Here is a 14506-nt window from a genome sequence, read left to right on the forward strand (position 1 = left end):
AATTATATCTGTGGCAAAAATCACTGTAAAGAGATATTTCAACATTATTCGACATTTTCTTTGTATTTGGTGTCGAATGTTGCCGATCCGCCATTTCGATTATACATAAAAAGGTCCGTTCCCTAGGGAACGGACCTTTAGCACGAGTGCTTAATTATTTGCTGATCGAAACAACGGCACCGGATCCAACTGTACGGCCGCCTTCACGAATGGAGAAGCGAGTTCCTTCTTCGATTGCGATTGGGGAGATCAGGGATACAGTAACTTCGATGTTGTCGCCAGGCATAACCATTTCAGTACCTTCTGGCAGGTTGATAACACCTGTAACGTCAGTTGTACGGAAATAGAATTGTGGACGGTAGCCAGTGAAGAAAGGCTTATGACGTCCGCCTTCTTCTTTAGTCAATACGTATACTTGAGCGGAGAACTCAGTATGCGGATTAACGGAAGCCGGCTTAGCCAATACTTGACCGCGCTCGATTTCTTTACGGTCAACACCGCGGAGCAATGCGCCGATGTTGTCGCCCGCTTCAGCGGAGTCGAGCAATTTACGGAACATTTCAACGCCTGTAACGACGGATTTCTTAGTTTCTTCTTTGATACCAACGATTTCGATTTCGTCGCCGACTTTAACAGTACCGCGTTCAACACGGCCTGTAGCAACCGTACCACGACCAGTGATCGAGAATACGTCCTCGACTGGCATCAGGAACGGTTTGTCCACTGGACGCTCTGGAAGCGGAATGTACTCGTCGATGATGTTGAACATTTCAACGATTTTTTGTGCCCATTCGCCATCAGGGTTTTGAAGAGCTTCACGAGCGGAACCTTGGATGATTGGAGTGTCGTCACCAGGGAACTCATATTCGTTCAACAGGTCGCGAACTTCCATTTCAACGAGTTCGATCAGCTCAGCGTCTTCAACCATGTCGCATTTGTTCAAGAATACGACGATGTAAGGAACGCCTACGTTACGGGACAACAGGATGTGCTCGCGAGTTTGCGGCATTGGGCCGTCAGCTGCGGATACAACCAGGATTGCGCCGTCCATTTGAGCCGCGCCAGTGATCATGTTTTTAACATAGTCGGCGTGCCCTGGGCAGTCAACGTGTGCATAGTGACGGTTAGCGGATTCATATTCCACGTGGGAAGTGGAGATTGTGATACCGCGTTCGCGTTCTTCCGGAGCTTTGTCGATTTGGTCAAACGACATAGCAGCACCGCCATAAGTTTTGGACAATACAGTTGTGATCGCTGCAGTCAGCGTAGTTTTACCATGGTCGACGTGACCGATTGTACCGATGTTAACATGCGGTTTTGTACGTTCGTATTTAGCCTTTGCCATTTTGAACATTTCCTCCTTAAAATATGGATTGATATGTTTGACTAACCAGGAGCACCCTCCCCTAAACAGTTCGCGGTTCCCTGGTTAGCAGATACTGGTTTTATTCTGCGCCTTTATTCTTGGACACAATTTCTTCGGAGATATTTCTAGGAACTTCTTCGTAGTGGGAAAGTTCCATCGAGAATACGCCGCGTCCTTGTGTACCGGAACGCAAGGTGGTCGAGTAACCGAACATTTCGGAGAGAGGTACTTTCGCACGGATAATTTGCGCGCCACCACGGGAATCCATACCTTCGATCCGTCCGCGGCGGGAGTTCAGCATACCCATAACGTCGCCCATGTACTCCTCAGGAACCGTTACTTCAACTTTCATGATTGGCTCAAGCAGAACTGCTTGGCACTTCTCCTTGGCTGCTTTAAGCGCCATGGAACCGGCAATCTTAAACGCCATTTCACTGGAGTCAACGTCATGGTAAGAACCATCAACGATGGTTGCCTTAACGTCTACCAATGGGAAGCCTGCAAGGACACCATTCTTCATGGCTTCTTCAATACCTTGCTGAGCAGGAGCAATGTATTCTCTTGGTACGGAACCGCCGACGATCTTGCTGTCGAACTGGTTGCCGCTGCCTGGCTCGAGCGGTTCGAATTCAACCCAGACGTGACCGTATTGACCACGACCACCGGATTGGCGAACGAATTTACCTTCAACGCGAGCAGGAGCTTTGAATGTTTCGCGGTAAGCAACTTGAGGTTTACCAACATTCGTCTCCACCTTGAATTCGCGGCGCATACGGTCGATGATGATATCAAGGTGAAGCTCACCCATACCCGCAAGGATCGTTTGGCCGGTTTCTTCATTGGTAGAAGCGCGAAGAGTCGGGTCTTCCTCAGTTAATTTACCGAGAGCAACACTCATTTTATCTTGGTCGGCCTTAGTCTTAGGCTCAACCGCGATTTCGATAACCGGATCAGGGAAGTTCATCGATTCAAGAATAACCGGCGCCTTCTCATCACACAGTGTATCACCTGTGCCCGTATCTTTCAAACCAACGGCTGCCGCGATGTCACCGGAGTAAACTTCAGTGATTTCTTGACGGCTGTTGGCGTGCATTTGCAGGATACGGCCGATACGTTCGCGTTTGCCTTTCGTTGCGTTCAGCACGTACGAACCGGATTGCAAAATACCGGAGTATACGCGGAAGAACGTCAGCTTACCAACATAAGGGTCCGTCATGATTTTGAATGCGAGCGCAGCGAACGGCTCTTCGTCGGAAGAGTGGCGTTCCACTTCAGTACCGTCTTCCAAGTGACCTTGGATGGAAGGTACGTCAACCGGCGCAGGCAGGTAATCGATAACGGCATCCAGCATCAGCTGAATCCCTTTGTTACGGTAAGAGGAACCGCAAACTACAGGGAAGATCTTAACTTCGCAAACACCTTTGCGCAGAGCGGCTTTCAGTTCTTCAACGGTGATTTCCTCGCCTTCGAGGTATTTCATCGTCAATTCTTCATCCAGTTCCGCAACTTTCTCGATCAATTCCGCACGCAGTTCTTCAACCTTGTCAGCCAGATCGGCTGGAATTTCGGCTTCTTCGATGTTTTGACCCAAGTCGTCTTTGTAGATGTACGCTTTTTGAGCGATGATGTCGATAATACCGACAAAGTCGCTCTCCGCACCGATCGGCAGTTGGATTGCAACTGCGTTCGCTTGCAGACGATCGCGCATATCTTTGACAACGTTCAGGTAGTCGGCACCGATGATGTCCATTTTATTTACATAAGCGATCCGAGGAACGCCATAACGGTCAGCCTGTCTCCAAACGGTTTCAGACTGAGGCTCAACGCCTTCTTTCGCACTGAAAACGCCTACTGCCCCGTCCAATACACGCAGGGAACGTTCAACTTCGACTGTGAAGTCAACGTGTCCCGGGGTATCGATGATATTTACGCGGTGACCTTTCCATTGAGCGGTCGTCGCAGCGGACGTAATCGTGATTCCGCGCTCTTGCTCCTGCTCCATCCAGTCCATTGTCGCAGCACCCTCGTGAACTTCCCCGATTTTGTGCGTACGGCCTGTGTAGAACAAGATCCGTTCCGTCGTGGTTGTCTTACCGGCGTCAATATGCGCCATGATCCCGATATTACGTGTATTTTTCAAGGAGAACTCTCTTGCCATGAATCTGTCTCCCTTCAAAATAAATTAGTGGGTTGAACCGAATCCTACCAACGATAGTGTGCGAACGCTTTGTTCGCTTCGGCCATTTTGTGCGTATCTTCGCGTTTCTTAACGGAAGCGCCTGTGTTATTGGATGCGTCGATGATCTCGGCAGCCAAACGCTCTTCCATTGTCTTCTCACCGCGGTTGCGGGAGTAGTTCACGAGCCAACGTAATCCCAAGGATGTACGTCTTTCCGGCTTAACTTCGATAGGTACTTGGTAGTTCGCACCACCTACACGGCGAGCTTTAACTTCCAGAACCGGCATGATGTTCTTCAATGCTGCTTCAAAAACTTCCATAGGGTCGTTCCCCGTACGTTCTTGAATGATGTTGAACGCGTTGTACAGAATGCTTTGAGCAACACCGCGTTTACCGTCGAGCATGATGCGGTTGATCAGACGAGTAACAAGCTTGCTGTTATACACCGGATCCGGCAACACGTCTCTCTTCGTAACTGGACCTTTGCGTGGCATAGTTATCCCCCTTTCAGTATTAATCCAAAACTATTGACGGTTCAATAAGATGACCTGACGATCAGCTTAGGATTTTTTTGCTTTCGGACGTTTAGCACCGTATTTCGAACGAGCTTGCATCCGGTTGTTAACGCCAGCGGTATCCAAGGCTCCGCGTACGATATGGTAACGCACGCCCGGAAGGTCCTTGACCCGGCCGCCGCGAATCAAAACAACGCTGTGTTCTTGCAGGTTATGACCGATACCTGGAATGTAAGCCGTCACCTCTACACGGTTCGTCAAACGAACACGGGCATATTTACGAAGCGCGGAGTTCGGTTTCTTAGGAGTCATTGTACCTACACGAGTGCACACACCGCGTTTTTGCGGAGAGCTCAAATCGGTAGCCTCACGCTTCAAGGCGTTGAAACCTCTTTGCAATGCTGGCGACTTCGATTTGTACACTTTGTCTTGACGTCCTTTACGGACTAATTGGTTAATTGTTGGCATGTTGTTGCCACCCCCTTCCTCAATTTTCAAATCCTTCACAAACCATTTTTAAGCCCACAGACCCAGGCGGTTCATAAAAGAACAAATGAAAAGTTTTTGCCGGCGGGATTCCCCCTTAAGCAAAAACATTCCTATCAGCTATGCTTCACAATCGCAGCCATTGCCGCTCCGACTTCAATCCCGCAGGCTTTGCCCAGGTTCTGCATCGTATCAACCAGCGTCACTTTCACGTTCCGTTGATTGCATATGGCAATGATCTTCGACGTAAGGCGCGGATCTGCATCTTCAGCCACATATACTTCATCGGCTCGTCCAAGTTCCACCATCTTCATCGTTTGCTTGGTGCCGATTTTGACATGAGCGTCCTGTAAACCTTTATCATTAGACATCGATAACGTCCTCCAAAGAACAGGTTATATCCGTACTCACGCACTTCGATATAATACCATCCCGAACAGGCGATGTCAAGCAATTAATTGAAAAAAGAACGGTGCGGAGGCGGGTGATTTTCCCGCCTTCGCACCAGTTGTTATTCCGGTTTATTCAACGGAGACCGGCTCCAGGTTTTCTTCGGCCGCATCATCGCTGACAGGCTCTTCAAACTGAATGCTGCGATAACGGTTCATGCCCGTACCTGCAGGAATCAGCTTACCGATAATGACGTTTTCCTTCAAGCCGAGGAGTTTATCCACTTTGCCTTTGATCGCGGCATCGGTGAGCACGCGCGTCGTTTCCTGGAAGGAAGCGGCGGACAAGAAGGAATCCGTTTCAAGCGATGCTTTGGTGATCCCGAGCAAGACCGGTTTGGCCACGGCGGGTTCATTGCCGGACAGGATCGCGTCTTTGTTGGCTTGTTCATACTCATACAGGTCGACAAAGGATCCTGGCAGAAGCGGCGTATCTCCGTTATCGACGATGCGGATCTTGCGCAGCATCTGTCTGACCATAACTTCGATATGCTTGTCGTTGATTTCCACGCCCTGGTTCCGGTATACGCGTTGTACTTCCTGAAGAATATAGTTCTGCACGCCGCGAATACCTTTGATGCGTAGAATTTCTTTCGGGTCGATGGAACCGTCGGTCAATTCGTCGCCAGCTTCGATCTCCTGACCTTCGTATACACGAAGACGGGAACCGTAAGTCACGGAGTACACCTTCGTTTCCGCTTCGCCCTGAACCTCGATTTCCCGGCGGTCCTTGGCTTCACGGATCTCTTTGATCACGCCGTCGATCTCACTGATCGTCGCTTGACCTTTCGGATTCCGGGCTTCAAAGAGCTCCTGGATCCGCGGCAAACCTTGGGTAATATCGTCACCCGCAACGCCCCCGGTATGGAACGTACGCATGGTGAGCTGGGTCCCCGGTTCCCCGATGGATTGAGCGGCGATAATCCCGACCGCTTCCCCGATTTCGACATGCTTGCCGGTTGCCAGGTTGCGTCCGTAGCACTTCTTGCATACGCCATGACGTGCGCGGCAGCTGAGCACGGAACGGATTTGAAGCTTCTCGATGCCGGCATCCACGATTTCATGCGCTTTGTCGGAATCGATCAGTTCATTGCGGTGAATGATAATTTCACCCGTTTTAGGATGCTTGATCGTTTCGAAAGAATAACGTCCTTCGATCCGGTCGAACAAGCCTTCGATAACTTCCTTACCGTCTTGGATTACGCCGACGGTAAAGCCCTTATCCGTACCGCAATCTTCCTCGCGAACGATGACGTCTTGCGCAACGTCTACGAGACGACGTGTCAAGTAACCGGAGTCGGCCGTCCGAAGCGCCGTATCCGCAAGACCTTTCCGCGCACCGTGCGTCGAGAGGAAGTACTCGAGGACGGTCAAACCTTCGCGGAAGTTCGACTTGATCGGGAGCTCGATGATCCGACCCGACGGGTTGGCCATCAGACCCCGCATCCCGCCGAGCTGGGTGATCTGCGATTTGTTACCGCGCGCCTTGGAGTCGACCATGAGCATGATGGAATTGTAACGGTCCATCGATTTCATGAGCACATCGGTAATTTGGTCCTTCGCTTTGGACCAGATATCGATAACACGGTCATAACGTTCTTCGTTCGTAATCAGACCGCGACGGTATTGCGTAGTGATGACATTGACCTTTTCATCCGATTCGCGCAGAATCGCCTGTTTCTCGTCCGGAACGATAACGTCCGCAACCGCGATACTTACGCCGGCGCGAGTGGAATAGGTGAATCCCGTTTGCTTGATTCGGTCAAGGATAATCGACGTTTCCGTCGTATGGTAAATCTCGAAGCAGCGGCCGATGATTTCGCCGAGGTATTCTTTACCTATCCCGCCTGCCTGCTTAGCTCCCATAATCTTTTCACGGATATCCACGCCTTTATCGTGAATGAAGTATTCATCCGGCGTGCCGTTGAACAAATTCGCTCTCGTCGGCTCATTGATGTACGGGAAGCTGGACGGGAAGATTTCGTTAAAGATAATTTTCCCTACTGTCGTAATGAGCAGCGCGTTTTGTTGAGCTTCCGTAAATCCTGTTTTGCCAAGCGCTTTGGCCGGAATGGCAACGCGAGCATGAAGCTCGGCGGTTCCGCGCTGATAAGCGGAAAATGCTTCATTCACGGAGCCGAGAATCATCCCTGCACCTCTGGCTTCCTTGTTATCCATCGTCAGATAGTAAGATCCGAGGACCATATCCTGCGATGGCGTAACGACCGGCTTGCCGTCTTTCGGGTTCAGGATGTTGCCGGAAGCCAACATCAGGATGCGCGCTTCGGCTTGGGCTTCCGCGGACAGCGGAACGTGAACGGCCATCTGGTCACCGTCGAAGTCGGCGTTATACGCCGTACATACGAGCGGGTGAAGACGAATCGCACGGCCTTCGACCAAAATCGGCTCGAACGCCTGGATCCCGAGACGGTGAAGCGTAGGGGCACGGTTCAGCAGAACCGGATGCTCCTTGATGACTTCTTCGAGCACGTCCCAAACTTCAGGGCTGACGCGTTCCACTTTGCGTTTTGCGCTCTTGATGTTATGGGCAAGACCTTTGTTTACCAGCTCTTTCATGACGAAAGGCTTGAACAATTCAAGCGCCATTTCCTTCGGCAAACCGCATTGATACATTTTCAGGTAAGGACCTACGACGATAACGGAACGGCCGGAATAGTCGACCCGTTTACCGAGGAGGTTTTGCCGGAACCGGCCTTGTTTCCCTTTCAGCATATGGCTGAGGGATTTCAAAGGACGGTTACCCGGACCCGTAACCGGACGTCCGCGACGGCCGTTGTCGATCAGGGCGTCAACGGCTTCCTGGAGCATCCGTTTTTCGTTTTGAACGATAATGTCCGGCGCCCCGAGGTCAAGCAGGCGTTTCAGACGATTGTTCCGGTTGATGACCCGGCGGTACAAATCATTAAGGTCGGAGGTCGCAAAGCGGCCGCCGTCCAGCTGTACCATCGGACGAAGCTCCGGCGGAATGACCGGAAGCACGTCGAGAACCATCCACTCCGGCTCGTTGCCCGAGCTCTTGAACGCCTCGATCACTTCCAGACGCTTGATCGCACGGTTGCGGCGTTGGCCTTGCGCCGTGCGGAGCTCTTCTTTCAGAAACTCCAATTCCTTATCGATATCAAGATCCTGCAGCAATTTCTTAACCGCTTCGGCGCCCATGCCGGCTTGGAATCCGTAGCCGTATTTCTCACGATAGCTGCGGTATTCCTTTTCGGACAGAAGCTGCTTCTTCTCCAGCGGAGTTTCGCCCGGATCGGTGACTACATAGGATGCAAAATAAATGATCTCTTCCAGCGAGCGCGGCGACATATCGAGCGCCAAGCCCATACGGCTCGGAATCCCTTTGAAATACCAGATGTGGGATACCGGCGCAGCCAGTTCGATATGACCCATCCGTTCGCGGCGCACTTTCGCTCTTGTTACCTCGACGCCGCAGCGATCGCAGACGACGCCTTTATATCGAACGCGTTTATATTTACCGCAGTGACATTCCCAGTCTTTGGTCGGGCCGAAAATTTTCTCGCAAAACAGCCCTTCTTTTTCCGGTTTCAATGTACGGTAGTTGATCGTTTCAGGCTTCTTTACTTCTCCGCGGGACCAAGAACGAATTTTTTCCGGGGAAGCGAGCCCGATTTTCATATACTCGAAGTTGTTGACGTCCAACAAGGAGCATCCCTCCTTAACCAAGTCCTGATATTGTCAATCTCCGGCTATCATCATCGCTTGGCGGCGTTGCCGCCGCCAGGGATGCTTATTCCACTCCGACTTCCGCGCCTTCCAGGTTCAAGCTGAGTTTGTCCCCGGACGCATCGTCGTCATCGTCGATTTCCTTCATCTCGATCTCTTCTTCGTTTTCGGTGAGGATTTTGACGTCCATACCCAAACTTTGAAGTTCCTTGATCAAGACTTTAAACGATTCCGGCACACCAGGTTCTGGCACATTCTCGCCCTTGACGATCGATTCGTACGTTTTTACGCGTCCGACCACATCGTCCGACTTGACGGTCAAGATTTCCTGCAGCGTATAAGCGGCACCATAAGCTTCCAGTGCCCAAACTTCCATCTCCCCGAAACGCTGTCCGCCGAACTGGGCTTTACCGCCGAGCGGTTGTTGCGTAACGAGCGAGTAAGGACCCGTAGAGCGGGCATGGATCTTATCGTCGACCATGTGCGCCAGCTTGATCATATGCATGACGCCGACGGTAACTTCGCGTTCGAACGGTTCACCCGTCCGGCCGTCATACAAGAGCGTCTTACCGTTGCGCTGCATGCCGGCTTCTTCCATCGTGTCAAACACGTCGTATTCGTTGGCTCCGTCAAATACCGGCGTAGCCACATGAATACCAAGCTTCATCGCGGCCATCCCGAGATGGATTTCCAGTACCTGCCCGATATTCATCCGCGAAGGAACCCCCAGCGGGTTGAGTACGACCTGTACAGGCGTACCGTCAGGCATGAACGGCATATCTTCTTCCGGCAGGATCCGGGCCACGACCCCTTTGTTACCATGGCGTCCGGCCATTTTATCGCCTTCGGAGATTTTACGTTTTTGAGCAATATATACACGAACGAGCTGATTCACGCCCGGAGGCAATTCGTCGCCGTTTTCACGAGTGAACACTTTGACGTCGACGACGATCCCGTCCGTACCGTGCGGTACGCGCAAGGATGTGTCGCGCACTTCGCGAGCCTTCTCGCCGAAGATCGCATGCAGCAGGCGTTCTTCCGCAGTCAGTTCGGTTACGCCCTTCGGAGTAACTTTACCTACGAGGATGTCCCCTGCGCCGATTTCGGCACCGACGCGGATAATGCCGCGCTCATCAAGATTGCGGAGCGCTTCTTCGCCGACGTTCGGAATGTCGCGTGTGATTTCTTCCGGTCCGAGCTTCGTATCGCGGGCTTCGGACTCATATTCTTCAATGTGAATCGAGGTGTATACGTCCTCTTTCACGAGTTTTTCGCTTAAGAGAATCGCATCCTCGTAGTTATAACCTTCCCAAGTCATAAATGCGACGACAACGTTACGTCCGAGTGCCAATTCGCCCATTTCGGTCGAAGGCCCGTCCGCGAGGATATCACCTTTCTTGATGACGTCTCCGCGTTTTACGATCGGACGCTGGTTGATGCATGTTCCTTGGTTCGAACGCATAAATTTGTGTAATTTATATTTAACCAGGTCGCCTTTGACTTCTTTGCCGTCAATCGTTTCGACGCGGCGCAGCCAAATTTCGTTCGCGGCGGACCGCTCAATAATTCCGTCGTATTTGGAAACAATACATACCCCGGAATCTTTCGCGGATTTATGCTCCATGCCCGTACCCACAAGCGGCGCTTTCGGAATCAAAAGCGGAACCGCCTGACGCTGCATGTTCGAACCCATCAGAGCGCGGTTCGAGTCATCGTTTTCCAAGAACGGAATCAGCGCGGTCGCGACGGACACAACCTGCTTAGGTGATACGTCCATATAGTCGACACGGTCGCTCGGCATCGTCAAAATGTTGTCGGACTGCTTGTTATAACGAACGATAACATTCTCGTCGCGGAACGTGTTGTCTTCATTCAACACCGCGTTCGCCTGGGCGATGATATAGTTATCTTCTTCGTCGGCAGTCAAATATGCGATTTGATCCGTAACTTTGCCGGTATTCGGATCGACCCAACGATACGGAGCTTCGATGAAGCCATATTCGTTGATGCGCGCAAACGTCGACAAGGAGTTGATCAAACCGATGTTCGGGCCTTCCGGCGTCTCGATCGGACACATCCGGCCATAGTGGGAATGGTGGACGTCGCGCACTTCAAAGCCTGCGCGTTCCCGCGTCAAACCACCAGGACCGAGTGCGGACAGACGGCGTTTATGCGTAAGTTCCGCAAGCGGGTTCGTCTGGTCCATAAACTGGGACAACTGCGAACTTCCGAAGAACTCCTTAATCGAAGCGATAACCGGACGAATGTTGATGAGCGCCTGAGGCGTAATCACATTCGCATCCTGGATCGACATTCTTTCGCGCACAACGCGCTCCATCCGGGACAAACCGATACGGAACTGGTTCTGCAGCAACTCCCCTACCGAACGCAGTCTGCGGTTGCCGAGATGGTCGATATCGTCCGTGCTTCCGATTCCGTGCAGCAGGTTCAGGAAGTAGCTGATCGACGAAATGATATCGGCCGGTGTAATATGCTTCACCGACTTGTCGATATTGCAGTTCGCAATGACCTTAACAACTTTGCCGTCTTCGATCGGCGAGAATACGTCGACCGTCTGCAGCGGCACGTCGTTGGCGTCAAGAACGCCGCCGGCCACATGATAGTTTTTGAAACCTACCCCGTTCTCCAGGTAAGGAATAATTTGATCGAGCAAACGGCGGTCAACCATTTGACCCGCTTCGGCGATGATTTCTCCGGTGCTGGTGTCGATCAAAGATTCCGCCAGACGCTGGTTGAACAGACGGTTTTTGATGTGCAGCTTTTTATTGATTTTGTAACGGCCGACATTGGCCAGATCATATCGTTTCGGATCAAAGAAACGCGCCACAAGCAAACTCTTCGCATTGTCAAGAGTTGGCGGTTCACCCGGACGAAGGCGCTCATAAATTTCAATGAGGGCTTTCTCCGTGGAATCGGTATTGTCTTTATCGAGCGTATTGCGGATATATTCATCGTTGCCGAGCAAATCGAGAATTTCGGCGTCGGTTCCGAAGCCAAGCGCGCGAAGCAGCACGGTAACCGGGATTTTACGGGTGCGGTCGATGCGGACATACACGATATCCTTCGCATCCGTCTCCAGCTCCAGCCATGCACCGCGGTTTGGAATAACCGTTGCGGTATACGTTTTTTTGCCGTTCTTATCTACTTTAGTACTGAAATAGACGCTAGGAGAGCGAACCAACTGGCTGACAATAACCCGTTCCGCACCATTAATAATGAATGTGCCGGTTTCCGTCATCAGCGGGAAATCTCCCATAAATACTTCCTGCTCTTTGACTTCGCCGGTTTCCTTGTTAATGAGCCGGACTTTAACCCGAAGCGGAGCAGCATACGTAACGTCGCGTTCTTTCGCGTCATCTACCGTATACTTTGGTTCTCCAAGACTGTAATCGATAAATTCCAACACCAGATTTCCGGTGAAATCCTGAATCGGCGAGATATCCTGGAACATTTCCCGAAGGCCTTCTTCCAAGAACCACTCATAGGATTTCTGTTGGATTTCGATCAGGTTCGGAACTTCGAGTACCTCGTTAATTCGTGCATAACTTCGCCGAGTGCGTCGACCATATTGAACAAGATGTCCTGCCAACTTATACTCACCCCTCATGTCTACTCACTTTAAAAATACATTGCGAACCCGTGTTTGTACCCTTATAATAGGACCATACGGATTCATGGAATGATGCACAAATAAAGAAAAGCCCTTATCGAATGCTTTCGAAAAAAGAGCATCATTATCCGTGTCATTTCCAATCTGATGTCCCCGTATCAGTAGATTTACCCGAAATGTACATATTATACGTAATTCGATGCGATTTTATGCATGTTCCACGAATAACTCTTGACATTTCAGTAAGGTAAAGCCACAGAGGGCATCCTAATACTGACATTTTATAATAATAACACAACCGTTTTGCCAAGTCAAACTATTTTTTTGTCGCTTTGTAAATCCGATATCCCTTATCCTTCGTAACTTCCTCTACCATACCAAACAGAGACTCCAACTTTTCCTTCGCCGACGGCGCTCCCTGCTTTTTCTGAATGACAATCCACAACGCCCCGCCGCTGCGCAATCTTTCATAAGCCCCTTCAAAAATCGCATGCACCGTCTCTTTACCTGCACGGATCGGCGGGTTGGTCAGCACGACGTCAAATTGTTCATCGTCAAGCGCCGCGAACAAATCGCTCTCAAGAATCGTAACGTTCGCCAACCGGTTTGCGGCTGCATTTTCTTTGGCAAGCTCTATCGCCCGGCTGTTGACATCGATCATCGTGACATGTCCCGAAACCGCGAGCCGCGCTGCGGCAAGTCCAATCGGTCCGTAGCCGCAACCCACATCAAGCACTTTGGCGTCCGCGGGAATATCCATCGCTTCAATCAGCGTCCGGCTGCCGTAATCGATGCCCCCTTTGGAAAACACCCCCGCATCGCTGACAAACCGAAATTGCTGTCCGCGCAACGACACCTCCAACACCTTGCGGTCATGGGCCGTCATCGGCTTGTTCGTATAATAATGATCCGCCACCTGCTTCCCCCTCCTTTCCTGCCTTGAACTTTTTTAGTTGCAAAACTCGCAACCAGAAGGCATGTTCTGAACTAAACGTCGCGAATAGCGCCGATTAGCTGAATGTCTTGCAAGTTCTGTAACTAAAATCAGGGCCATGATGTTAAACAAACCCCTTGAATATGATTCAAGGGGTTTGCGATCGATTGGATGAAGATTACTTCACTTCTACAGTTGCGCCTGCTTCTTCCAATTTTGCTTTTACAGCTTCTGCTTCTTCTTTGCCAACTTTTTCTTTCAACGGTTTTGGTGCGTTGTCAACCAGGTCTTTGGCTTCTTTCAAGCCGAGGCCAGTGATTTCGCGAACCACTTTGATAACGTTGATTTTGGACGCACCAGCGTTAGCCAGGATTACGTCAAATTCAGTTTGCTCAGCTGCTTCAGCTGCGCCACCGCCGCCGCCAGCTACAACAACTGGAGCTGCTGCAGTTACGCCGAATTCTTCTTCGATTGCTTTAACGAGATCGTTCAGTTCAAGAACAGTCATGCCTTTGATAGCTTCCAAAATGCTTTCTTTACTCATGGTAGAACCTCCATTATTTTAAATTGATTAATGTTTTAAAGAGCTAACTTCAAAAAATGCTTACGCGCTTGCTTCTTCTTTCTCTGCAACGGCTTTGACTGCGAGTGCGAAGTTGCGCACTGGAGCTTGAAGCACGCTGAGGAGCATCGAAAGGAGACCTTCGCGGGACGGAAGATTCGCCAGCTCGTTGATTTGGTCAACGCCGACTACACGACCTTCAACCACGCCACCTTTAACTTTAAGGGCTTCGTTCTTCTTCGCGAAATCGCTCAGAATTTTAGCCGGAGCCACAGCGTCGTTCACGCTGAATGCGATCGCTGTAGGACCTGTCAGAACTTCATCCAGTTCAGTCAGTTCCGCAGCTGCAGTCGCACGACGAACGAGCGTATTTTTCAATACTTGGAATTCCACGCCAGCTTCACGAAGCTGTTTGCGCAATTCCGTAACTTGGGCAACGTTCAGACCGCGATAGTCCGCTACAACAGTAGTTGCGCTTTCGCGCAGCTTGGCTGTTACGACTTCAACGGCTTCCTGTTTAGCTTGAATTACTTTTGCGTTTGCCAACCTGTACACCTCCTGATAGATTTACTCGGCCCTCTTCATATTCATGAAAAAAGCCTCCGTAGAATCACGAAGGCCTGATGAATCATCAACTACAGAAAACTGCAGTACACGATATTCTATCACAACACCT

10 protein-coding genes and 1 other annotated feature (1 of these 11 only partly in view) are annotated in these 14506 nt (G+C 50.8%); all 10 genes read right to left on the reverse strand.

What is annotated here, in order from left to right; translation table 11 throughout:
* Nucleotides 1–154: 154 nt before the first annotated feature.
* The 10 genes from tuf to rplJ all read right to left on the reverse strand — a co-directional run bounded on the left by tuf (nucleotide 155) and on the right by rplJ (nucleotide 14376).
* Nucleotides 155–1345 (reverse strand): elongation factor Tu, encoded by a 1191-nt coding sequence (gene tuf, locus ACSFXJ_RS22870; protein ID WP_435922616.1) that lies wholly within the window; start codon nucleotides 1343–1345, stop codon nucleotides 155–157.
* Nucleotides 1346–1445: 100 nt separating this feature from the next.
* Nucleotides 1446–3524 (reverse strand): elongation factor G, encoded by a 2079-nt coding sequence (gene fusA / locus ACSFXJ_RS22875; protein ID WP_435922617.1) that lies wholly within the window; start codon nucleotides 3522–3524, stop codon nucleotides 1446–1448.
* Between the two features lie 44 nt (nucleotides 3525–3568).
* Entirely contained in the window at nucleotides 3569–4039 is a 471-nt protein-coding gene (gene rpsG, locus ACSFXJ_RS22880) for a 30S ribosomal protein S7 (protein WP_148458027.1), read from the reverse strand.
* 66 nt (nucleotides 4040–4105) lie between these two features.
* Nucleotides 4106–4528: a 30S ribosomal protein S12 gene (gene rpsL / locus ACSFXJ_RS22885; protein WP_018753998.1), complete on the reverse strand. Its 423-nt coding sequence runs from the start codon at nucleotides 4526–4528 to the stop codon at nucleotides 4106–4108.
* A gap of 134 nt (nucleotides 4529–4662) precedes the next feature.
* On the reverse strand, nucleotides 4663–4917 hold the full coding sequence (locus ACSFXJ_RS22890; protein WP_435922618.1) for a ribosomal L7Ae/L30e/S12e/Gadd45 family protein: 255 nt from the start codon (nucleotides 4915–4917) through the stop codon (nucleotides 4663–4665).
* Nucleotides 4918–5067: 150 nt separating this feature from the next.
* Entirely contained in the window at nucleotides 5068–8682 is a 3615-nt protein-coding gene (gene rpoC / locus ACSFXJ_RS22895) for a DNA-directed RNA polymerase subunit beta' (protein WP_435922619.1), read from the reverse strand.
* Between the two features lie 85 nt (nucleotides 8683–8767).
* Nucleotides 8768–12313: a DNA-directed RNA polymerase subunit beta gene (rpoB, locus tag ACSFXJ_RS22900; RefSeq protein ID WP_435922620.1), complete on the reverse strand. Its 3546-nt coding sequence runs from the start codon at nucleotides 12311–12313 to the stop codon at nucleotides 8768–8770.
* A gap of 337 nt (nucleotides 12314–12650) precedes the next feature.
* Nucleotides 12651–13250: a class I SAM-dependent methyltransferase gene (locus ACSFXJ_RS22905; RefSeq protein WP_435922621.1), complete on the reverse strand. Its 600-nt coding sequence runs from the start codon at nucleotides 13248–13250 to the stop codon at nucleotides 12651–12653.
* Between the two features lie 196 nt (nucleotides 13251–13446).
* A complete protein-coding gene (rplL, locus tag ACSFXJ_RS22910; protein ID WP_435922622.1) occupies nucleotides 13447–13812 on the reverse strand; it encodes a 50S ribosomal protein L7/L12 in 366 nt (121 codons plus the stop codon).
* A 60-nt stretch (nucleotides 13813–13872) separates the two neighbouring features.
* Nucleotides 13873–14376, reverse strand: coding sequence for a 50S ribosomal protein L10 (gene rplJ, locus ACSFXJ_RS22915; protein ID WP_435922623.1), 504 nt, complete (start codon nucleotides 14374–14376; stop codon nucleotides 13873–13875).
* Between the two features lie 37 nt (nucleotides 14377–14413).
* Nucleotides 14414–14506, reverse strand: a sequence feature (ribosomal protein L10 leader region); it runs 58 nt beyond the window's last position.

It is taken from the genome of Paenibacillus salivarius (assembly GCF_051307165.1).
Lineage (GTDB): Bacteria > Bacillota > Bacilli > Paenibacillales > Paenibacillaceae > Fontibacillus.

Coding starts and splice junctions, on each gene's coding strand:
- tuf (WP_435922616.1), bottom strand. CDS start 1,345: ATGGCAAAGGCTAAATACGAACGTACAAAACCGCATGTTAACATCGGT.
- fusA (WP_435922617.1), bottom strand. CDS start 3,524: ATGGCAAGAGAGTTCTCCTTGAAAAATACACGTAATATCGGGATCATG.
- rpsG (WP_148458027.1), bottom strand. CDS start 4,039: ATGCCACGCAAAGGTCCAGTTACGAAGAGAGACGTGTTGCCGGATCCG.
- rpsL (WP_018753998.1), bottom strand. CDS start 4,528: ATGCCAACAATTAACCAATTAGTCCGTAAAGGACGTCAAGACAAAGTG.
- ACSFXJ_RS22890 (WP_435922618.1), bottom strand. CDS start 4,917: ATGTCTAATGATAAAGGTTTACAGGACGCTCATGTCAAAATCGGCACC.
- rplL (WP_435922622.1), bottom strand. CDS start 13,812: ATGAGTAAAGAAAGCATTTTGGAAGCTATCAAAGGCATGACTGTTCTT.